The sequence below is a fragment of the Arsukibacterium perlucidum DSM 18276 genome (assembly GCF_000382165.1).
In the GTDB taxonomy this organism is placed as follows: domain Bacteria; phylum Pseudomonadota; class Gammaproteobacteria; order Enterobacterales; family Alteromonadaceae; genus Alishewanella; species Alishewanella perlucidum.
The window spans coordinates 1-19,558 of sequence record NZ_KB907727.1; the positions used below are offsets into that span (position 1 = coordinate 1).

Here is a 19,558-nt window from a genome sequence, read left to right on the forward strand (position 1 = left end):
ATGTTTTAGAACGCGAGAAAGCGTTTAGAAGTACGGTTGTGAGAACTTAATCAGCTTGCTAAATAATGGAAATGGTTTTTATAAATTCCTGTCCTGGAATTTACCCTAACGGGCCGCACTGAAGTGCGTTAAAAACTGTTCCCGACAGTTTTTTGCCTGGTGGCAATAGCGCTGTGGACCCACCTGATCCCATTCCGAACTCAGAAGTGAAACGCAGCTGCGACGATGGTAGTGTGGCATTCGCCATGCGAGAGTAGTACACCGCCAGGCTCCCAATTCAAGCAAAAGGCCTACCCTAACGGGTGGGCCTTTTTGCTTTATCCACACTATAAAATCTGGCTATTATCTAGACAAAGCAGCGAATTAAGTTAACACTGTATCGACAGTCAAAAGGAGTTGCATGTGTCTCTTGCCCGCTTATTTAAACAAAAAACCTACTCCAGCTGGTTAATTATTCTGGCTTCCAGCCTGATATTTGCCAATATTTTATTCGGCATGGCGCAAGTATCTGCTTTAGTTAGTTTGGCAAATTGGCAGCTAATTTTGTTGTTCAATACAACTATTATTATCTTTCTGGTGGTCTTATTTTACGGTGTACAGCGGCATCGCCGCTCGTTAGCAACCACTGTATTGCAAGTCGATCACGCGATTAAGCGGCTGGAAGAGCGGCTGGAATTAACCCAGCGTGCTGATTTAACTCCCGACATGCGGCTAGACAAAATTAATGATCGCCTGCTGAACTATATTCGGCGCGATCATGAAGTACGCCATCTGGTAAGGGTTCAGGGCCTGATTGACCATGAGCTGGCGATTGGTAACCGCATTTTTTTTGAAAGTAAATTACAGCACTTTCTGAGTGATGCTTCAGAAGAGGGCAGCGGTGCTTTGTTTATTATTGAGGTGTCGCATCCCGGGCACAGTGTCAGTGCACTGAAGCAACTAGCCTGCCTTAAAGCCTGTATTGAAATTATTAACAGCTACTGTGAGTCTTATCAGGATAGGATTCTTGCCCGCTTATCAGAAAACGATTTAGTACTGTTACTGTCAGGCATTTCTAAGAAAGAAATGGCTAACCTGGCTGATTCTCTTGTTGTTGCAATGGGCCGGGCAAATTGTTTCGCCAATTACCTGAGTTCAGACTTTGTCCATATTGGTTATGTTGCCTATCAGCGCAACCAGACGACCTATCAATTGCTGTCTGAAGCCGATATGGCGCTTCGCACCGCTCAGTTATATGGTCATAACAGTGCTTTTGGCTTTGAGCCGGAAAAAAAGCCCGCAGCCAAAGGCTCGGTATGGTGGCGTTCAGAATTAACTAAAGCATTAGCACAGCATCGATTTAGTTTAAGTTTTCAACCGGTATTTTCCTGGCAGGATCAGGAGTTGCTGCAGCAAGAAGTGCTTGTGCGCTTGCAAACTTCAGAGGGTGAAAACATTCAAGCCGCTATTTTTCTGCCTATGGCTCATAGTTGTGGTTTAACCATACAAATTGACCAACATGTATTGTTGCGAGCTGCTAAGTTGGGTTCTCTGGAAAGCCGCAGTGCCATTCGGTGTAGCGTTAATATTAATGCACACTCTCTGTTAAGCAAAGATTGGCAACAATGGTTGGAACAGCTTGTGGTTGCCGGCCAGCTCGATCCAACCCAGCTGGCTTTAGAAATTACCGAGCATCATCTTATCCGATATTATGCAAAGTTGAAGCCTGTATTAGATAAGGTGATTAACCTTGGTTTCTCGCTGGTAGTGGATCAGGTGGGGTTGACTATCGATATCCCTCCTTACGCCGATGATTTAGCTATAGAGTCTGCCAAACTGCATCCGTCTGTCGTGCGCAATATTGATCAACACCTGGAGCAACAGTTGTTTGTCCGGGGTTTGATTTCTCATTTCGGGGAGCGGGGTATAAGGGTGATTGGTACCGGCGTAGAATTGGCTGCTGAATGGCAAACACTGCAAAAACTGGGTGTTGCCGGGGGGCAGGGTTTTTACTTTAGCCAACCGTTGCCGCAGACAGTATCTGGTACTGCTGCTGATTAATTAATTGCCGGTAATATAAGCCGGCCAGGCCCTGCAAACCACCGGTATGAAAAAAGCTAATCCGGCTGCCTGGGGCAAACTCACCCGCTGCTATCATCTGATAAAGTTTAAATAACGCCCTACCCGTGTAGACCGGTTCAAGCGCTATATTGTGGCTAAGGGCAAATTTACAGCAAAAATCGATATGTTCAGCGGCACACCTTGCGTAACGCTGGTCCGGTGCAGTGGCTATTATGCGCCAGGGTGCCTGATGGTCTGCTTTAGCTTTAAGCAGCGCTTTTATCTTCGCCGGCAGTGACGCATCGTTAACCACCGCCAGTCCTAAGATCTGTGTTTGAGCAGTACCGGTATTCTGTTGTTTGCTTGCGCTAATTATGCCGGCAAGCGTACCCCCGCTGGCAGTAGCGGTAGCTATCACATCTGCTGGTCCTGCGGGAGTGTCGTTAAGGTTTAAACCGGCAATACCACGAACCCCCAAAGCAGAACTGCCGCCTTCCGGGATGATCAGACAATCAGGATGGCGAAGGGCCAGCAACTCCAGAAAATCTGACTGCTGGCGTCGCCGGTATGTCTGACGATCTGTGGCAATTAGCGTCATACCTTTTGCCAGGCAAAACTGCAAGGTGGGATTTTGCTGGTCAATGCTGTCAGCACGGACATAAGCCGTTGCCGGAATACCAAACAATTCAGCGGCTGCAGCACTGGCTGCCAGATGGTTAGAGAAGGCGCCACCAAAAGTGACGAAGCCACGATATTGTTGTTGCTGAATCAGCTTTATATGATATTGTAATTTCATCCATTTATTGCCGGATATCATTGGCTCAGCAGTCTTCGGGCAATATAACCAAAGTTCAACCCGGGCCTTTGCCAACAGAGGGTCAAGGATCTTGTACCAATTGGCAGAAAGATCTGCAAAGTCAGCGATTGGTAATAACATAAAGCGGAATGGCAAATTTGAAATAGAAGTTGCCAGTATTATAAACCGATATCAGGGTTAAATAGCATTAAGATGTTAGCCAGTGTTTTGCAACAGTTCAGATTTGGCCACAATAGCGTAGCGGGTGTTGCTGTGCTGCATATTCGTGAGCATGAAATGCAATTGCTACTTCGACCAGCTGACGGAAAAGAAGCGACAGTGCAAGTTCAGGCTGTGAATCGGGGTAACTGGCAGTTGGCAATGCAGGATGTCCTGGCGAAAGTCAGTAAAGCGATGGCTGTTACCCTGATCATTCCGCCCAGCATGTATCAGATTATACAACTGGAAAAGCCCGCCATAGCTGAACAGGAATTACTAACTGCTTTACCATGGCAAATCAAAGATCTTACCGATATTGCGCTAGATGATCTGGTACTCGATTACATTGATTTACCTGCGGCTCCTGGCCAGCCAGCAAAAATTAATGTTGTCGTTAGCGTAAAGAGCCAATTGCAGGAGTTGGTAGCAGTTGTGCAGCGTGAAAAATTGAATTTGCAGCAAATCCTGATTGAAGAGTGGTTAATACACGAGTTACTCGACTATGCAGACCATGCTGCTCTGGTATTAATGCATCAACCCGATCAAGATGTGTTACTGCAAGTTATTCGTCAGGGACAATTGCAGTTCTCCAGACGCTTACGTGGTTTTAATATGCTGCATCAATATACTGAATCAGAATTGCAGCAAGGGGTGTTTGATAATTTACTTCTTGAAATTCAACGCTCTATGGACTACATCGAAAGCCAGCTTAAGTTGCCGCCTGTGCGCAGTATTCATTTGCTGTGTAGTGGCTCCGAACGTACCGATCTAGTGCCGCTATTTCATCAGGCAGGATTTAGCCAGGTTCAGGCGTTGCAGCTGAAACCGGGGTTGCAATGGGCTGCAGCGTTCGATGTAAATGAGTTTTGGCCTGTGATTGCGGCCACTGGCATCTCTATCGGAGAGCCTTCAGCATGAAACAGCGGATAAATTTGTATCAGGTTGGCTTAAAACCACAACAGGAAACCCTGGCACTATCGTCACTTTTTGGTTTGTTGGGGCTGGTACTGACAGTTAGTTTGCTGGTGTGGGGAGGCTTACAGTGGCAACAACGCCAGCAAATACAGGTAAATAAGCAGGCAGAGCAGCAGTTAAATCAGCAGCAAGAGCAGCTTGGGTTATTACAACAGGCTTTATTACAACGCCAGCCATCTAAGACATTAGTTTCTGAACGTGATCAACTTAAACGACGGGTTGAGCAGCAAATTGCGCTGCAACGTTATTTATTAGCTCAGCAAGTAGGTGCTGATTATGCCTATAGCAAAGTATTACAACAGTTAGTTGATGCGGATATTAACAGTGTCTGGTTAACCCGTTTTAAATTGCGGCCTGGGAGCAGTGAGTTGCAGGGTCTGACAATAGCGCCAGCCGCAGTACCCGGATGGTTGGAAAGTCTGCGCCACTTCGACTACTTTAAAGGTCAGCGCTTTAATGAGCTGCGTTTATCTCAACTGCCAGAGCAGCCGGCGGTGCAGTTCCATCTTATTGCTGAGCAGAGAGACTGAGCATGGCTAACTGGCAACAAATAAACCAACGCTATCAGGCTTTGCAGTTCAGGGAAAAACGGCTTATTTTCTTCGGCTCTATAATACTGGTTTTCTGGTTACTATTAATATATCTGCTCGAACCGGCCTGGCAGCAGCAACAGCAGTTGACAGGACAACAGCAAAAGTTACGGTTACAACAGCAGCAGGTGCGCCAGCAACTTGAACTATTACAATTGCAGCTGGCAATAGATATCGATCAACCTTTGCGGGATGAAATTGCCAGCCTTACCCAGCAACAAACAGAGTTGACCGCGCAACGGTATAACCAGAGTAGTTTGTTTATTGGCGCTGATCAGATGTTAGCGCTGCTGCGGGAAATTCTTGCAAAAAGCCAACAGTTAACGCTGAAGTCGTTATCAACTTCAGCAGCTGTACCAGTCGTCCTTGCCGGGCAGCTGGCGGGCGAGGCACCTTTATTGTATCAACATAAAACAACCTTGATAGTCAGCGGTGCCTATAGAAATGTACAACAGCTATTAAGCGAACTGGAAAAACTGCCCTGGTTAGTGCAGTGGCAGCAACTGGATTATCAGGTAACTGACTACCCGGCAGCGGATATTAGCATTGAGTTTATTACAGTGAGCGAGAATGAAAACTTTATTCAGCTTTAGTGCTGTGTTGTTAATAGCGTTTGCCAGCCATGCTGACCCAACCCGGCCAGCTTCTGGTTACACAGAAAGCTACAGCAGTAATAGCGTGGCAGCAAACCCAGTCAGCGCGTTAAAGCTACAGATAATCCACAACAGCAGTAAGGGTAAAACCGCCACCATAAACGGTCAGCTGCTGCAGCCGGGTGATCAATATCAAGGTTATACCCTTACCGATATCAGTGCCACCGCGGTAGTGCTGAGCCGGGGGGATGAACAACAAATTTTGCAGTTACATAATAAAACGATAAAAAATTATGATAAATAATACCCCATTTAAAGTGTGTGTTGTCAGCAGCGTGTTGTTGCTTAGCGCTTGCCAGGCGCTGGAACCTAATGCCGGACCAACTGCCGCCAAAAAAGCGTTGCAACCAGCAGAGGTAACAGCAAAGCCGGCGCTGGCGGTTCCGGCCGCGGTAACCCAGGATTTACTGGCCAGACCGCCAGCTGCAATTGCCAGCACTGAGCCACGGTTTAATGTGTCTGCAACGGACGTGGCACTTACAGATTTTTTCCATTCGATAGTACATGACACACCCTACAGCCTGGTGGTTCATCCCAGCATTAGTGGCACTATAAGCCTGCAACTGAAACAGGTGACCCTGGCGGAAACTCTGGCCATCGTCCAGTCACTGTATGGTTTCGATATCCGGCGCCAGGGCATGGTGTACCAGGTTTATCCTGCTGGTTTGCGGACTGAAACTATCGCCGTCAATTATTTAATGCTGCAGCGCAACGGATTTTCGTCTATTTCTGTTAACTCCGGTGGGGTGTCGCAGGACAGCGCAAACCAGAGCAACAATAATCGCAGCAATCAGGGCTTGGCCAACAATAACCAGCAGAATAGTCCTTTAGGTAACAACAATGGCCAGAACCAAAATAGCCAACAGCAATTTAATGGCAGTTCTATTCAAAGTGAAAGCCGTACAGATTTCTGGAGTGATTTAAAGGAGGCAGTTGAAGGCGTGTTAGGTGAGGGACCACAACGGATGGTTGTGGTCAGCCCGCAGGCAGGCTTGGTTACGGTCCGCGGCATGCCGGATGAAATTGCTGCTGTTAAAACCTTTTTAGGGCAGTCAGAGCAGCAACTGCAGCGTCAGGTTGTGCTGGAAGCCAAAATTATTGAAGTAACATTAAGCGACGAATACCAGCAAGGTATTAACTGGCAAAATGCGCTGGCAACCATAGGCTCTACCAGCTTTAACTTTACCACCTCCGGCGTTATACCTACCAACCCAACCACTACAAATTTAGGGGGGGTAACCGCTATTTCGTTTAGCAATGCTGATTTCAGTGGCGTAATTAACTTACTGGAAACCCAGGGTAACGCTCAGGTATTGTCCAGCCCGCGGGTTACCGCGATGAATAACCAGAAAGCCGTTATTAAAGTGGGGCAGGATGAGTATTTCGTAACCGATGTTACCAGTAACACTACCATTGCCGGTACCGGAGCAACGACGACATCTCCCAATATTTCACTGCAACCTTTTTTCTCAGGGATTGCGTTGGATGTAACACCGCAAATAGACCAGCATGGTAACGTTATTTTGCACGTACACCCTTCAGTAACAGAAACGTCTGAACAAAGTAAAACCATTCGCTTTAGTAATGAACAAATCGTGTTGCCGCTGGCGCAGAGCAACATTCGCGAGTCTGACACTATTATTAAAGCGCAGAGTGGCGAAATTGTAGTGATTGGCGGCTTGATGCAAACAGTCACCAGTGACAGTGAGTCACGCACGCCGGTGCTCGGTTCAATCCCATTGCTGGGCCAGTTGTTTACCAGCAAAAATAAGATTGAGCGTAAAAAAGAGCTGGTGATCCTGCTCAAGCCAACAGTGGTAGGTAATGGTGTCTGGCAACAACAGGTACAGCAGTCTGCAGAATTAATTACTGACTGGTATCCCGAGCAATAAGCTTATGTATGCTGCCCATTTTAATCTGGCCTTAACGCCGTTTTCACTCACCCCTGATACCCGGTTTTATGTTGGCTTACCGCAACATGAGGCCGCCCTGGCGGTGTTGAACACAGCGTTAAATGCCGGCGAGGGCTTTATTAAAGTGACCGGGGAAGTGGGTACCGGCAAAACCTTACTGTGTCGTCTGCTGTTAAAACAAGCGCCAGCTGACTGGCAATTAGCCTACCTGCCCGACCCGAGCGTAAGCCCGTTAGAGTTACGCTGGGCCCTGGCAGCAGAGCTGGGGTTAAAGTATTCAGCTAATATTGATGCCAGTCAGTTACTGCAGTTGCTGCAACGACAGCTGATCCTGCTGGCAAAACAAGGTAAAAAAATTATTCTGGTGATTGATGAAGCGCAGGCGTTACCAGACGATACACTTGAATCACTGCGCTTGCTTACTAACCTGGAAACTGAGCGTCGTAAACTGCTTCAGGTAGTATTGTTTGGTCAGCCAGAGCTGGATCAGCGCCTCGCCAGTCAGCAATTCAGGCAGTTACGGCAACGTATTTCCTTCGCCTATAAACTGCCGGTCATGTCCCCTGAGCAAATTCGTTATTATGTCCGGCAGCGCTTGCAAATAGCCGGAGCTACACCTGCATTGTTTAACCGTTTTGCCTTGCTGGCGATTAACCGTTATAGCCGCGGTATTCCAAGACTGGTTAATTTGCTTGCCCACAAAGGGTTGATGTTGGCCTATGGCGAGGGCAAAAGCCGGGTAACTGGCCGGCACATCCGTTTTGCGGCATTGGATACAGAAGATACCCGGCGCGCAATTCCCCGTTATTTATGGTTGCTGACCGGAGCTGCTGTATTTAGTGCGGCCTGTTTCGCCTGGGTGATGCGATGAGTGTCATTAATAAAATGCTGCAGGATCTGGAACAACGGCAGCAACCCCAGGTTACAGCAAGTAACAGACAATACCCGCCCCAGCCTGGCCGTGGTAGTAAAACAGTTTATATCTGGCTGGTACTGCTGCTTGTTTTTATTATGCTCAGTGTGCTTTGGTTTAGTCAGCGAGCTCAGCCGCAGGCGGTGTTTGCTGACAGCAACGGTAAAGTGACTGCGGCCACTTCAGAACAGGTGAAAGTTAACATTGAGCAAAGTTTGCTAACCGATAGTGCTGAGCCTGCCACTATAATGGCAGCGCTGACAGTTGAGCCTGCCAGGGTGGCTGAACCAACAAGTAATACTGAGCTTACTGAAATGGCAGAGACAGCAGAGCCTGCGGCAATTAAACAGCTCGCAACCCAGCCGGTGAGCGCCCTAACTGAGCAAGTGGCGATTGTTTCGGTAGCAGAGCCTGAAGTTTCAGCTGTGCTAAATTCACAGGCTATTGTCGATAAACAGCCGCTTAGCGCCGAAGCTGAGCAGCATAATATGCTATTACGGGCCAATGCCAGTGAGGCGGCCGGTGACACCAGTGGCGCTATAGTGATCTGGCAGCAAATTGTTGCCAGGCAACCGGCAGAGGCCATTGGTTATCTTAATCTGGCAAGACTTTGGCTTAAGCAGCAGCAAATAGTCAGTGCCAGTCAGGTATTGTTGCAGGCCCGGCAAAACGGCGTACTTAGTGCTGAAATAAATATGCAGCTGGCACAACTGGCCGTGCGGCAAGGCCAATGGCAGCAGGCGCTGGAGTTTTTGCCAGATCAGTTTGAACTGGCAGCAGAACCCGAGTATTTTGGTTTTAAAGCCACTGTACTACAGCAAGTACAGCAGCATGACGAAGCGCTGCAATGGTACCAGCGTTTGCAGCAGCTGCAACCAGAGCAGGGCCGCTGGAGCCTGGGCGCGGCACTAGCCAGTGAGCAGCTTGGTCAGCCGCAGCAGGCGCATCAGTATTATCAGCACGCCTGGCTGCACCGACAGGCACTGTCGGTAAGCAGCCATAACTTTATCCAGCAACGGCTTAAGGCAACAGAACCCTAGTATGCAAAAACCAAAGCTTAAAATGCGCCTGGGCGATTTGCTGGTGCACGAACACATTATCACTGAATCTCAGCTGGAGCAGGCGCTGGCACGTCAGAAAAGCAGCGGCCGCAAGCTCGGTGCCACCCTGATTGAAATGCAGTTTCTGTCAGAGCAGCAATTGTTGCAGTTTTTAGCACAGCAATTGCAGGTGCCTTTTCTGGACATTGCCCAGCGGAAAATCGACCCGAAAGCCGCACAGCTTTTGGCTGAAGTGCATGCTCGTCGCTTCCGGGCGCTGGTTATTGAAGACATGGGTGACGCAGTCTTGCTGGGTATGAACGACCCCGCCGACTTAGCAGTGCTGGATCAGATAGCGCCTTTACTGGCACCGCGTGAAATTAACATTGCGGTGGTGCGGGAAAGCCAGCTGCTGGAAGCGTTTGACTCGTTATACCGGCGCACCAAAGATATTGAAACCTTTGCTACTCAGTTAAAACAGGAGCACAGCGGTGATACCGAAGATGTGCTGCTGGCTGATGAAAACGGGGAAGAAACCGACAATACCATTGCTAAACTATTGCGCTCCATTTTTGAAGATGCGGTGCAGGTAAAGGCATCAGATATTCATATTGAGCCCGATGAGAAAGTGCTGCGCATCCGCCAGCGGGTAGATGGTATTTTGCAGGAAAGCACCTTAAATGAAGTCAGTATTGCGGCGGCGCTGGTGTTGCGCTTAAAACTGATGGCCAGCCTGGATATATCTGAAAAACGGCTGCCACAGGATGGTCGTTTCCAGATTAATGTGAAGCAACATAAAATTGATATCCGGATGTCGACTATGCCGGTGCAGTATGGCGAGTCAGTGGTAATGCGACTGCTGGATCAATCAGCCGGGCTCTTGAAAATGGAAGATACCGGAATTCCCGGGCCCATGCTGGCAAGGCTGCGCCGCATTGTGCAAAGTCCGCATGGCATGATATTAGTCACTGGGCCAACCGGCTCAGGTAAAACCACCACCCTGTATGGCTTACTTAGCGAGCTTAATCAGGCGGGCAGCAAAATAATCACGGTGGAAGATCCGGTCGAATATCGCTTACCACGAATTAATCAGGTGCAGGTTAACCACAAAATTGGCCTGACCTTCAGTAATGTGCTGCGTACCACCCTGCGCCAGGACCCGGATATTATTATGGTGGGGGAGATGCGCGATCAGGAAACTGCGGAAATGGGCCTGCGCGGCGCCTTAACCGGCCACTTAGTGTTGTCTACCCTGCACACCAACGATGCGGTATCAAGTACCCTGCGCTTAATTGATATGGGCGCTGCACCTTATCTGGTAGCCAGTGCCCTGCGGGCGATTATTGCCCAGCGCCTGGTACGCCGGCTTTGTGATTATTGTAAAAAGCCCCATCAACCCGACGAGCTGGAGCTGACCTGGCTACGCCATCATAAAGCTAATGAACAGGCGCGCTACTGGCAGGGTGCGGGGTGTCAGTCTTGTCACCATACCGGTTATAAAGGGCGGCTGGGTGTGTTTGAACTGCTGGTGATCAACAAACCATTGGCAGATGCGCTACGCCGCTCTGATATTGAAGGTTTTAGTAACCTGGCATATCACAGTGCCGACTTTATCAGCCTGGGTAATATGGCGCTTGATTATGCGCAGCAGGGGGTGACGACTCTGGAAGAAGTGATCAGGGTATCAGAATATCTGGAAACCGAACCGCTGACACCTGATTTTGACGATACCCCGTCTGAAGCGGCAGAGGAAAACTAAATAATGGCCAGCTTTCAGTACAAAGCGCGTGACGCCAGCGGTAATGCGGTATCCGGTCAGCTGGAAGCAGGGAGCCAGGCCGCGGCGGCCGATATCCTGAAGCAGCGGCGCTATATTCCGCTTAGTATTGAGGCCGTGGCCGCTGCCGATACCACGGTAAAGTTCGCGTTGTGGCAGGCGAAAGTCAGCCTGACTGAGCTGATTATTTTTTCCCGCCAGATGTATTCCCTGATGAAAGCCGGCATCCCTATTATCAGGGCGATTAAAAGCCTGGCTGAAAGCACCGGCTCGCCACGCTTACGCCAGGTAATGAGTGACCTGGCGAGCGAACTGGAAAATGGCCGCAGTTTATCTGTGGCAATGGCTAACCACCCTACAGTATTCAGCCGTTTAATTGTCAGCCTGGTGCATGTTGGAGAAAATACCGGCCGGCTGGATGATGCATTTTTGCAGCTTACTTTTTATTTTGAACAGGAACTGGAAACCCGCAAGCAAATAAAGCAAGCCACCCGTTATCCCATTTTTGTGTTAATTGCCCTGGTGGTGGCGATGATAGTGCTGAATATTTTTGTTATTCCGCAATTTGCCAATATGTTTGCCCGTTTTAATGCCGAGCTACCCTGGTCTACTCAGGTGTTGTTGGCAAGTTCATCGTTCTTTATCAACTTCTGGCCGTTGTTGCTGGTGTTGCTGCTGGCAACGGTGATTGCTATCAGCTTTTACTTACAAACCCCTGCCGGCAGGTTGCGCTGGGGTCGCTGGAAACTTAAAGTGCCTATTATTGGCAGTATTATTAACCGGGCGACTCTGGGCCGCTTTGCCCGCAGCTTCTCGATGATGCTAAAAGCCGGGGTTCCTATTACCACCGCGCTTAACCTGGTTGCCGAAGCGGTCGATAACGACTATCTTGGTGATAAGATCCGCGAAATGCGGCGCAGTATTGAACGGGGCGAAAGCCTGCTGCGGGTATCGCAGCAAAGTGAGATGTTTACTGATCTGGTGTTACAGATGGTATCGGTGGGCGAGGAAACCGGTCAGATGGATGAAATGCTGACTGAAGTGGCCGGTTTTTATGAGCGTGAAGTGGCGTTCGACTTAAAAAGCCTGACCGCGAAAATAGAGCCAGTGTTAATTGTTATCGTCGCAGCGATGGTGCTATTGCTGGCGTTGGGGATTTTCACACCAATGTGGGATATGCTAAACGCTTATAAAGGCGGTTAATTGTTGACACAAATTAAGCTACTAACAATAAATAACGATATACTCAATATTACAAGTGCCTGGGAGAAACCAATATGAAACAACAACGTGGCTTTACCTTAATTGAATTAGTGATAGTAATTATTATTCTTGGCCTGTTGGCTGCTACCGCTTTACCGCGGTTTTTAAGTGTTACCGAGCAAGCAGAAGATGCTGCGGTAGAGGGAATTGCCGGTGGTTTTGCTTCTGCTGTGGGCTTGGTACGGGCGCAATGGGAAGTAGCAGGGCGGCCTATTGGCAACAATGCGGTGCCTGCCGATAACGGTACTTTTGTTAATGTCGATGGCGTTGAAGTGGGTGTTAATGGTGACGGTGTAGTCCGCGGTTACCCTACAGGCGCCCGCTCTACTGATACCAGAGCAACGGCCGTTGATGCAGATAACTGCCTGGAAACACTGCAACTGATACTCCAAAATGCGCCGACTGCAGCAACCGCTTTTAATACCAGTAATAACCTATTTGTTCGGTTTGCAACACCAAATTGCGTGTATCACCAGACTGTAGGCCTGACCTCGGCCCCAACTGATAATGCAACAAGTAATGGCTTTACCTATAATCCTGCCACTGGCGTAGTAGCAGTATTCCGCAATAAACCATAATTTTTAAAGGTAGTAAAAAATGAAACGTAATCAAGCAGGTTTTACACTAATTGAACTAATCATTGTTATCGTCATTTTGGGCATCCTTGCAGTAACTGCTGCGCCAAAGTTTTTAGATTTTGGTGCGGATGCTAAACGCTCTACATTAACCGGTGTAAAAGGAGCGTTGGAGTCAGCAAGTTCTTTGGTTTATGGTAAAGCTATTATTGCTGGCAAACAGAATGCTGAAACCGAAACACTTACTGACCCCGCTATTAGTATTGCCTATGGCTATCCAGTCGCGACCGCTATAGCAATTCGGGCAACGGCTGAACTAGCAGCGGCGGAATGGGATATTGTGGTTAGCACGGCTGATGATACGCCTGGGTTTGGTGCTGTAGGTACGACCAGCGTAGTTGTTTCAGCTGCAGGATCTACTCTTGGCACTACAGCAGAAACAGCTTGCCATACGGTTTATGTACAATCCACCGGGCCTGCTGTTAAGCCGGTTATTACCGTTTACGGCGCTGGCTGCTAATCGCAGTAAGTTGTAATGAACAGTCCTCAGCGTCACTCTGGCTTTACCTTAATAGAGCTTATTGTGGTACTGGTAATAATAAGCGTGTTAGCAGTGTCCCTGCTACCACGCTTTTTTTCTGGTAGTGGTACTAACGAGTACTTATACCGCGACCAGGCCTTAGCCCTTATTCAGCGCCAGCAAATGCAGGCGATGCAATGCACTGATTGTGGCCCGGTGGGTTTTCAGGTTGATAACTTCAGCATAAACCCGGCAAGCAGTCCCGGTTGTGACAATACCGCTACCCGGCTTTGTATCAGCGAGAGGGATCGCAGCACAATTCGTCTGCAGCCAGTGGCTTTTAATCTTGATTTGTATTTTAACAATCTGGGCCAGCCTGTTACTCAAACCGGAGTGCGGCGTTGCAACGCAAACTGCCGTCTGAATGTGCAGGGCAGCGTTACCCTGGCTATTTGTATTGAGTACGAAGGGTATATTCACTTATGTTAGCCCCAGCTATGTCAGCCCGAAGCCAGCAAGGATTTAGCCTGATTGAGCTGATTGCCGGCATAGTTGTGCTGGCAATAGCACTCAGTCTGGTTACTGCGGTGCTGGGGCCTCTGTATATTAAAAGCACTGATCCCTGGCATCAGGTACGGGCCACTGAACTGGGCCAGAGTATGCTAAATGATATTATGTCCCGTTCGTTTGACCAGCAGAGCCCTCGCAGCGGCAGTATGTTACGCTGCGGGGAAAGTAGCGCCCCGGCTTGTACAGTGCAGAACGCCGATGGCAGCTGGCCGGCCGACCCGGGGGAAAGCGCTGCAGACAACCGGCTGCGTTTTAACGATGTCGACGATTTTGATAACTTTACCGTTAACGGGTCCTTGTTAACCAATATTCTGGCGGAAGATTTAGCCGACGTATACCGTAGCTATCAGCTGACAGTAAGTGTCAGTTATGCCGCTGCTGGCGAGGTTGGCGGCATCAGCCTGGCGTCTGATCAGGTAAAAGTGATTACCGTCACCGTCCGCACCCCAACAGGCAACGAGTTACAGTTCAGCAGCTATAAGGGGAACTGGTGATGAGGCCGACAATCCAGGTCAGAGCGCTGCAACCGCTGTACTTAAAAAAACAGCATGGTTTTACCCTGATAGAGCTCACCATTGTTATCGTGCTGTTATCGGTGCTGGCATTGGGATTAAGCAGTTATATTGGCCTGGGGGCAACGATGTACAGCGACGCCACTGAACGCGAGCAGGTACTGAACCAGAGCCGCTTTGTTGCCGAGCGGTTGCAGCGGGAGTTACGTAACGCCGCCCCGAACAGTATTCGCACTAACAATGCAGCTTTACTGCGCTGTATTGAGTTCGCTCCGATTCTGGCCAGTGGTGTTTATTTGCAGGCACCGGTGGCGCCGGACGCGGGCAATGAATTGCGATTGGCGATGTTAAGCTGGCAGGGCACTTATCTGGGCTCACCCTTTACTATTTATCCACGCGAACTTGCTGATATTTATGGTAATAGCGGCAGTACCATCCTGCTGGCTGGTACTGAACAGGATGATGGCGACGGCAACAGTGCAACCCGCACTGTGCAGCTGGCCAGTAGCCATAGTTTTCCGCTGGACTCGCCCGAACAACGGTTTTATTTACTGGCAGCAAGCCCGGTAAGTTATTGTTTTAATGGAGTGGATGGCAGTATTCGCCGCTACAGCAATTACAGCTACAGTGCGGCGCAGCCCTTACCTCCTGCAGGTAGTGCTGACTTAATGGCCAGCGATGTGCAGCAGGTTCGTTTTGCTGTAAACGACGCGGTACTCACCCGCAACAGTGTGGTAAATTTGCTGCTGCAGTTTGGCCAAAGCCCGGCCAGCGACATGTTTTTCAACTATGAGGTGCACATTCCCAATGTCCCTTAAGCTGGCATTATCTCAAAATAAGCAGCATGGCAGTGCGCTGGTCGTTGCCGTGTTTATTATCGTGGTAATGCTGGCCATCGTGTTGGCGTTGTCCCGTATTTTATTGAGCAGCAGCGACAGTGTGGTATACGAAGTGCAGGGCACCCGTGCCTTATTTGCCGCCCAAAGCGGTATGGAATTAGCGTTAACCGAATTATTTCCACGCAGCGGCGCCAGCAACTGCAGTAACTGGACGTTTAATTTTGGCACGGCTGGCTTAGCCGGGTGTGAGGCGCAGGTGCAATGCACCGCTCAGGCCATCACCAGCCCGCAACTTAGCCAGTTGTACTTGCTGCAAAGCACCGCCAGTTGTAATGCCAATGAATTTATTACCAGTCGCAGTATTGAACTGGAGGTTCGGCAATGAGATGGTTACTGGCCAGTTTGTTAGTTATGTTCAGCATTGATGCGCTGGCGATTAATTGTGAGGACATCTGGACTCAGGCTATTCGCAGTAACAGCCCGCAGCCAGATTTAATTAACTATCCCACCACTCCAAATCAGAGTTTTCCAGAGCCATTGCAGGCCATTGACTATTACTATGCTGAAAACGCCGACTGGTTTGTCGCTAATAACACCGTGCGCAGCACTGTTGGTGCCACCACCCGACTGTTTATTAATGGCAACCTGGAGCTCAGGAATGGTGTTGAGCTTAATGCCGGAGGCCCGCCCGAAAACTTTATTTTGGTAGTTTCAGGTAGTCTTTCTATTCAAAACAATGTTCAGATAAATGGCTTTATTCTGGCCGGCGGCGCCATCAGTATTGGTAATAACAGCACTGTTAACGGTGCAGTAACCGCTAAAGGGGCTGTGGCGAACGCAGGGACTGTAACTTACCAGCCTACTGCGTTAAGCGAGCTACAAGGTGGTGTATTGTGCGATACACCTCTGGTGTTGCCGTTAGCGGAATACCGCTTTGATCAATTCAACTGGGACGGTAGCCCGGATGAAGTAGCCGATAGTATAGGCAGCAATCGTGGCCGGGCGATCAATACTGAAACCATAGCGGAAGGTCAGATTTGCCGGGCAAGTGATTTTACTGGTGCCGGTTATATCAGTTTGAATGATTTATCGGTGCTGGGTGGCACCGCCTCACTTAGTTTCTGGATAAACACCACTGCCAGCGGTAATAATACCGGTTGGCAGGCGCCTGCGGTGGCCGGTGTTGAACAAACCGGCGGTACCAACGATATTTTCTGGGGCTGGTTGGATGCCAGTGGTCGGATTGGTCTGACCAAGGGTAATGACTTTGCTGCGACCAAGTCGACGGTAGCGGTCAATAATGGCCAGTACCGCCATGTGGTGCTAACCCGCAATGCCAGCAGTGGTGCGTTTCAGATTTTTATTGACGGTGTGCTCGATAACAGCGGCACCCTTGCATCGCAACAGGGTGTAGTGACTACACCTTTTAATGATCTGGGCCGGGTGCTTCATACCAATGGTGTTGGCGTTAGTTTTTTAACCGCCGCTCTGGATGAGGTGCAGGTGTACGATCGGGTCCTAAATGCCAGCCAGGTGCAGCGGTTATACCAGCAGCAAACTGAGCAACGTGACGCAGACGGCACGGTTCGGCTGTGTCCGGCTGAACCGTTGCAGTGCCTGGCCGACGATTTTGCCGATGATTTAACCGATTGGGTAACAGCCAGCAGCCGGGGAACCTTTACCCCAAGTATTGTTGGCGGCCGGCTGCGAATGACCCAGGCGGTTACCAACCAGGCAACATCTGCTACATTTCAGCGACTGTATCCAGCAGCCGATAATCTGGTGGTGATTGAGTTTGATTACTGGGCTTATGGTGGCAGCGGGGCCGATGGCCTGGCGGTGGTGCTGTCAGATGCCACGGTAACGCCACAACCGGGTAGTTTTGGTGGTCCACTTGGTTACGGTTTTAAACCCGGCATACCTGGCTTTGTTGGTGGCTGGCTGGGATTTGGTCTGGACGAGTTTGGTAATTTTTCAAATGAAGGTGGTGCTGCCAGCATCGGGCGGCGCCGGCAAAGTGTTGTGGTGCGGGGTTCCGGTGAGGGTACTACCGGTTATCGTTACCTGCGGGGAACCTGCAACAATGGAACGACTAACACTGGTGGAAACTGTTTGTCACCGGCCGTTGATGGTAACGAGAACTCTCCGCACCGTTATCGCTTTACGGTTGACTCCAGAGCCCCAGGTACCACTATTGTATCGGTTGAACGCGACCATGGCACAGGGTTTATTACCCTGATCCCGCCATTCGACGCTCGCAGCCAGCCCGGACAGGCGCCGGCACCAGAGAATTTCTTTTTGTCGTTAACGGGCTCAACCGGCGGTTCAACTAATATTCATGAACTCGATAACATTAATATCTGCGCCCTGCGGTCGTCACCGGTTGGCCAGCAAATTGATCATTTTGAATTTGATCACAGCGGCCAGGCGTTAACGTGCAAGCCTGAAACCATTACTGTTCGTGCTTGTGCCAATGCCGATTGCAGCCAGCTTATCACCGACCCGGTAACGGCCACCTTAAGCCCTGCCACCATTACCAGCGGTGGTTGGGTGGGGGGTAATGTTATCAATTTTGCAGGTGGTACTACTACGGTCGATTTAAGACGTAATACTGCTGGTAACACCCTGGTTGGGGTAAGTGGTTCTGTGCCGAACAGCCGGCCGCTTAGCCAAACCTTATGTCGTGCTGGTGCTGGCCCCTTAACTACTGCAGCCTGTAATATCAGTTTTGCCAGTGCCGGTTTGGTGTTTAATGTGCCTGATGGTGTTGCTAACCAGCCCGCTAACAACATTATTGTCAGTGCAGTGCGCCAAAGTGACAACAGTCAGCAATGTGTACCTTCGTTTGCTGATGTCAGCCGTAATGTCGGTTTCTGGAGCAGTTATATTAACCCCGGGCCGGCAGCCCGCCCGGCATCATTACCTCTGCAGGTCAATGGTAGTGATATTGGTCTAACCGAGGGTAGTTTGACCCCTTTGGTGCTTAATTTTGATGCAAATGGCGAAGCGGTTATCAACGTTAATTATGCCGATGCCGGCCAGGTCCAGCTAAATGCCCGCTACAGTGGCAGTGCTGCCAATGATGATAACGGGCTTGTTCTAAATGGCAGTGATCAGTTTATTCGTCGCCCGGCAGGCCTTTGTATCGAAACCGCCGGCCATTGTCTGGCAGCTGATGCCAGTTGCCCGGTATTTAAACGTGCCGCAGAGTCGTTCCCGCTAACAATCAGTGCCCGTGCCTGGCAGGACGGCAGTACAGATCTCTGTGCTAACCCGGTCACCCCGAATTTTCAGCAGGCTGCAGTCGGCCTGAGTCATAGTCTGGTAGCGCCAGCCGGCGAGCCCGGAACCCTTGGTTTGCTTAGTTATGCGCATCAACGGGCAGTCAGTGGCATTACCACAATCGAGCAAAGCGTGTCAGAAGTTGGCATTTTCAGGTTCAATACGGCAGCTGTAAGTTATTTAACCATGGCTGACCCAATTTCGGCGGCCAGTGGTCAACCCACTGGTCGCTTTATCCCGGCCGACTTTGCCGTTAGCGATATCAGTAGCAGCGCGGCCTGTGGCAGTTTCAGCTATATGCAGCAGCCTTTTTCGCTCGGCTTTACCTTAACGGCGCGCAATACTCTGGGCCAGCGCACCCGCAATTATTTCGATGCTTTTGCTAACAGTACCTTATTGTTGCAGGCGGAAAACGCTGATGACGGCATTGAGCTAACTGGCAGGTTAACCAGTAGTGGTTTTGGTGGCTGGGCGCTGGGCCAGCAATCATTCAGCACTACTGAGCTGCAGCTTAACCGCCAGGCCAGCGGTGCGGCAGATGGTCCCTTTTCAGAGCTGACCGTGGCGTTAAATGTTATTGATGCAGACGGCAGCCTGGTTGCCAATCCTGATACTAATGTCAGCAATATCGCTTGTGCAGCCGACAGCAGTTGTAATGCTGCGGCCCTGCTGCTGACCGATATCCGCTATGGCCGGATGCAAATGGCTAATGGTTTTGGCCCTGAATTTGACGACATGCCGGTTAATTTAACCGCAGAGTACTGGGATGGCAGCCGTTTTCTCAGCAACAGTGCGGATAACTGCAGTGTGATCAGTGCTGCCAGTCTTAATTTAAGCAACAGCCTGACCAGCGCCGTCGCCAACACGGCTGCACTGAGCGCTGGCAAAACGCCGCCAGACGGCTTATTGTTGCTGGCCCCTGATGAAACAGGCACTGTCGGTGCCACCTATCAGGTACCGGTTTGGCTGCAATATGACTGGAATGATGACGGTAGCTACAATAACTCGCCGGTTGCTGAGTTTATGTTTGGCCGTTATCGCGGTAACCCACGGCAAATATACTGGCGCGAGCGCTTTTAGC

At 49.9% G+C, this 19,558-nt stretch carries 18 protein-coding genes and 1 rRNA gene; 18 read left to right on the forward strand and 1 reads right to left on the reverse strand.

The window, feature by feature from the left end; genetic code table 11:
- The first annotated feature begins 155 nt into the window (after positions 1-155).
- Positions 156-270 (forward strand): 5S ribosomal RNA (rrf, locus tag H141_RS0115955).
- A gap of 132 nt (positions 271-402) precedes the next feature.
- The gene (locus H141_RS0115960; protein WP_019677289.1) at positions 403-2,040 is read left to right on the forward strand and encodes an EAL domain-containing protein; all 1,638 of its coding nucleotides are present in this window, start codon (positions 403-405) and stop codon (positions 2,038-2,040) included.
- Here H141_RS0115960 and H141_RS0115965 read toward each other — a convergent pair.
- Positions 1,994-2,977 (reverse strand): 1-aminocyclopropane-1-carboxylate deaminase/D-cysteine desulfhydrase, encoded by a 984-nt coding sequence (locus tag H141_RS0115965; protein WP_019677290.1) that lies wholly within the window; start codon positions 2,975-2,977, stop codon positions 1,994-1,996. The genes H141_RS0115960 and H141_RS0115965 overlap by 47 nt on opposite strands.
- 72 nt (positions 2,978-3,049) lie before the next feature.
- Here H141_RS0115965 and H141_RS21010 point away from each other — a divergent pair, with 72 nt between their 5' ends.
- The 16 genes from H141_RS21010 to H141_RS20490 all read left to right on the forward strand — a co-directional run bounded on the left by H141_RS21010 (position 3,050) and on the right by H141_RS20490 (position 19,557).
- Complete coding sequence (locus H141_RS21010) at positions 3,050-3,973, forward strand: hypothetical protein (protein WP_019677291.1); 924 nt, start codon at positions 3,050-3,052, stop codon at positions 3,971-3,973.
- Positions 3,970-4,560: a PilN domain-containing protein gene (locus H141_RS0115975; RefSeq protein WP_019677292.1), complete on the forward strand. Its 591-nt coding sequence runs from the start codon at positions 3,970-3,972 to the stop codon at positions 4,558-4,560. The genes H141_RS21010 and H141_RS0115975 overlap by 4 nt, the downstream gene beginning before the upstream one ends.
- Positions 4,561-4,562: 2 nt before the next feature.
- Positions 4,563-5,213 (forward strand): hypothetical protein, encoded by a 651-nt coding sequence (locus tag H141_RS0115980; protein ID WP_019677293.1) that lies wholly within the window; start codon positions 4,563-4,565, stop codon positions 5,211-5,213.
- Positions 5,191-5,517, forward strand: coding sequence for a hypothetical protein (locus tag H141_RS20485; RefSeq protein ID WP_019677294.1), 327 nt, complete (start codon positions 5,191-5,193; stop codon positions 5,515-5,517). The genes H141_RS0115980 and H141_RS20485 overlap by 23 nt, the downstream gene beginning before the upstream one ends.
- Complete coding sequence (gene mshL / locus H141_RS0115990; protein ID WP_019677295.1) at positions 5,507-7,165, forward strand: pilus (MSHA type) biogenesis protein MshL; 1,659 nt, start codon at positions 5,507-5,509, stop codon at positions 7,163-7,165. Before H141_RS20485 ends, mshL begins: the two co-directional genes overlap by 11 nt.
- Positions 7,166-7,169: 4 nt before the next feature.
- Positions 7,170-8,057 (forward strand): ExeA family protein, encoded by an 888-nt coding sequence (locus tag H141_RS0115995; RefSeq protein ID WP_019677296.1) that lies wholly within the window; start codon positions 7,170-7,172, stop codon positions 8,055-8,057.
- A complete protein-coding gene (locus H141_RS0116000; protein ID WP_019677297.1) occupies positions 8,054-9,139 on the forward strand; it encodes a tetratricopeptide repeat protein in 1,086 nt (361 codons plus the stop codon). Before H141_RS0115995 ends, H141_RS0116000 begins: the two co-directional genes overlap by 4 nt.
- Position 9,140: 1 nt before the next feature.
- The gene (locus tag H141_RS0116005; protein WP_019677298.1) at positions 9,141-10,898 is read left to right on the forward strand and encodes a GspE/PulE family protein; all 1,758 of its coding nucleotides are present in this window, start codon (positions 9,141-9,143) and stop codon (positions 10,896-10,898) included.
- A 3-nt stretch (positions 10,899-10,901) separates the two neighbouring features.
- The gene (locus tag H141_RS0116010; RefSeq protein WP_019677299.1) at positions 10,902-12,119 is read left to right on the forward strand and encodes a type II secretion system F family protein; all 1,218 of its coding nucleotides are present in this window, start codon (positions 10,902-10,904) and stop codon (positions 12,117-12,119) included.
- Positions 12,120-12,193: 74 nt separating this feature from the next.
- Entirely contained in the window at positions 12,194-12,757 is a 564-nt protein-coding gene (locus H141_RS22020; protein WP_019677300.1) for a prepilin-type N-terminal cleavage/methylation domain-containing protein, read from the forward strand.
- Positions 12,758-12,776: 19 nt separating this feature from the next.
- On the forward strand, positions 12,777-13,274 hold the full coding sequence (locus tag H141_RS22025) for a prepilin-type N-terminal cleavage/methylation domain-containing protein (RefSeq protein ID WP_019677301.1): 498 nt from the start codon (positions 12,777-12,779) through the stop codon (positions 13,272-13,274).
- A gap of 15 nt (positions 13,275-13,289) precedes the next feature.
- Positions 13,290-13,763, forward strand: coding sequence for a type II secretion system protein (locus tag H141_RS22030; protein WP_019677302.1), 474 nt, complete (start codon positions 13,290-13,292; stop codon positions 13,761-13,763).
- A complete protein-coding gene (locus H141_RS0116030) occupies positions 13,757-14,338 on the forward strand; it encodes a type IV pilus modification PilV family protein (RefSeq protein WP_019677303.1) in 582 nt (193 codons plus the stop codon). The genes H141_RS22030 and H141_RS0116030 overlap by 7 nt, the downstream gene beginning before the upstream one ends.
- Positions 14,338-15,174: a PilW family protein gene (locus H141_RS0116035; RefSeq protein WP_019677304.1), complete on the forward strand. Its 837-nt coding sequence runs from the start codon at positions 14,338-14,340 to the stop codon at positions 15,172-15,174. Before H141_RS0116030 ends, H141_RS0116035 begins: the two co-directional genes overlap by 1 nt.
- Positions 15,164-15,580 carry a PilX N-terminal domain-containing pilus assembly protein gene (locus H141_RS0116040; RefSeq protein ID WP_019677305.1) on the forward strand — a complete coding sequence of 139 codons (417 nt, stop codon included), beginning with the start codon at positions 15,164-15,166 and terminating at the stop codon, positions 15,578-15,580. The genes H141_RS0116035 and H141_RS0116040 overlap by 11 nt, the downstream gene beginning before the upstream one ends.
- Positions 15,577-19,557 (forward strand): DUF6701 domain-containing protein, encoded by a 3,981-nt coding sequence (locus H141_RS20490; protein ID WP_019677306.1) that lies wholly within the window; start codon positions 15,577-15,579, stop codon positions 19,555-19,557. Before H141_RS0116040 ends, H141_RS20490 begins: the two co-directional genes overlap by 4 nt.
- Position 19,558 lies beyond the last annotated feature (1 nt).

Bases quoted from the DNA above. Each gene is read 5' to 3' on its own strand.
- H141_RS0115965 (WP_019677290.1), bottom strand. From the start codon at position 2,977: ATGTTATTACCAATCGCTGACTTTGCAGATCTTTCTGCCAATTGGTAC.
- H141_RS21010 (WP_019677291.1), top strand. From the start codon at position 3,050: ATGTTAGCCAGTGTTTTGCAACAGTTCAGATTTGGCCACAATAGCGTA.
- H141_RS0115975 (WP_019677292.1), top strand. From the start codon at position 3,970: ATGAAACAGCGGATAAATTTGTATCAGGTTGGCTTAAAACCACAACAG.
- H141_RS0115980 (WP_019677293.1), top strand. From the start codon at position 4,563: ATGGCTAACTGGCAACAAATAAACCAACGCTATCAGGCTTTGCAGTTC.
- H141_RS20485 (WP_019677294.1), top strand. From the start codon at position 5,191: ATGAAAACTTTATTCAGCTTTAGTGCTGTGTTGTTAATAGCGTTTGCC.
- mshL (WP_019677295.1), top strand. From the start codon at position 5,507: ATGATAAATAATACCCCATTTAAAGTGTGTGTTGTCAGCAGCGTGTTG.
- H141_RS0115995 (WP_019677296.1), top strand. From the start codon at position 7,170: ATGTATGCTGCCCATTTTAATCTGGCCTTAACGCCGTTTTCACTCACC.
- H141_RS0116000 (WP_019677297.1), top strand. From the start codon at position 8,054: ATGAGTGTCATTAATAAAATGCTGCAGGATCTGGAACAACGGCAGCAA.
- H141_RS0116005 (WP_019677298.1), top strand. From the start codon at position 9,141: ATGCAAAAACCAAAGCTTAAAATGCGCCTGGGCGATTTGCTGGTGCAC.
- H141_RS0116010 (WP_019677299.1), top strand. From the start codon at position 10,902: ATGGCCAGCTTTCAGTACAAAGCGCGTGACGCCAGCGGTAATGCGGTA.
- H141_RS22020 (WP_019677300.1), top strand. From the start codon at position 12,194: ATGAAACAACAACGTGGCTTTACCTTAATTGAATTAGTGATAGTAATT.
- H141_RS22025 (WP_019677301.1), top strand. From the start codon at position 12,777: ATGAAACGTAATCAAGCAGGTTTTACACTAATTGAACTAATCATTGTT.
- H141_RS22030 (WP_019677302.1), top strand. From the start codon at position 13,290: ATGAACAGTCCTCAGCGTCACTCTGGCTTTACCTTAATAGAGCTTATT.
- H141_RS0116030 (WP_019677303.1), top strand. From the start codon at position 13,757: ATGTTAGCCCCAGCTATGTCAGCCCGAAGCCAGCAAGGATTTAGCCTG.
- H141_RS0116035 (WP_019677304.1), top strand. From the start codon at position 14,338: ATGAGGCCGACAATCCAGGTCAGAGCGCTGCAACCGCTGTACTTAAAA.
- H141_RS0116040 (WP_019677305.1), top strand. From the start codon at position 15,164: ATGTCCCTTAAGCTGGCATTATCTCAAAATAAGCAGCATGGCAGTGCG.
- H141_RS20490 (WP_019677306.1), top strand. From the start codon at position 15,577: ATGAGATGGTTACTGGCCAGTTTGTTAGTTATGTTCAGCATTGATGCG.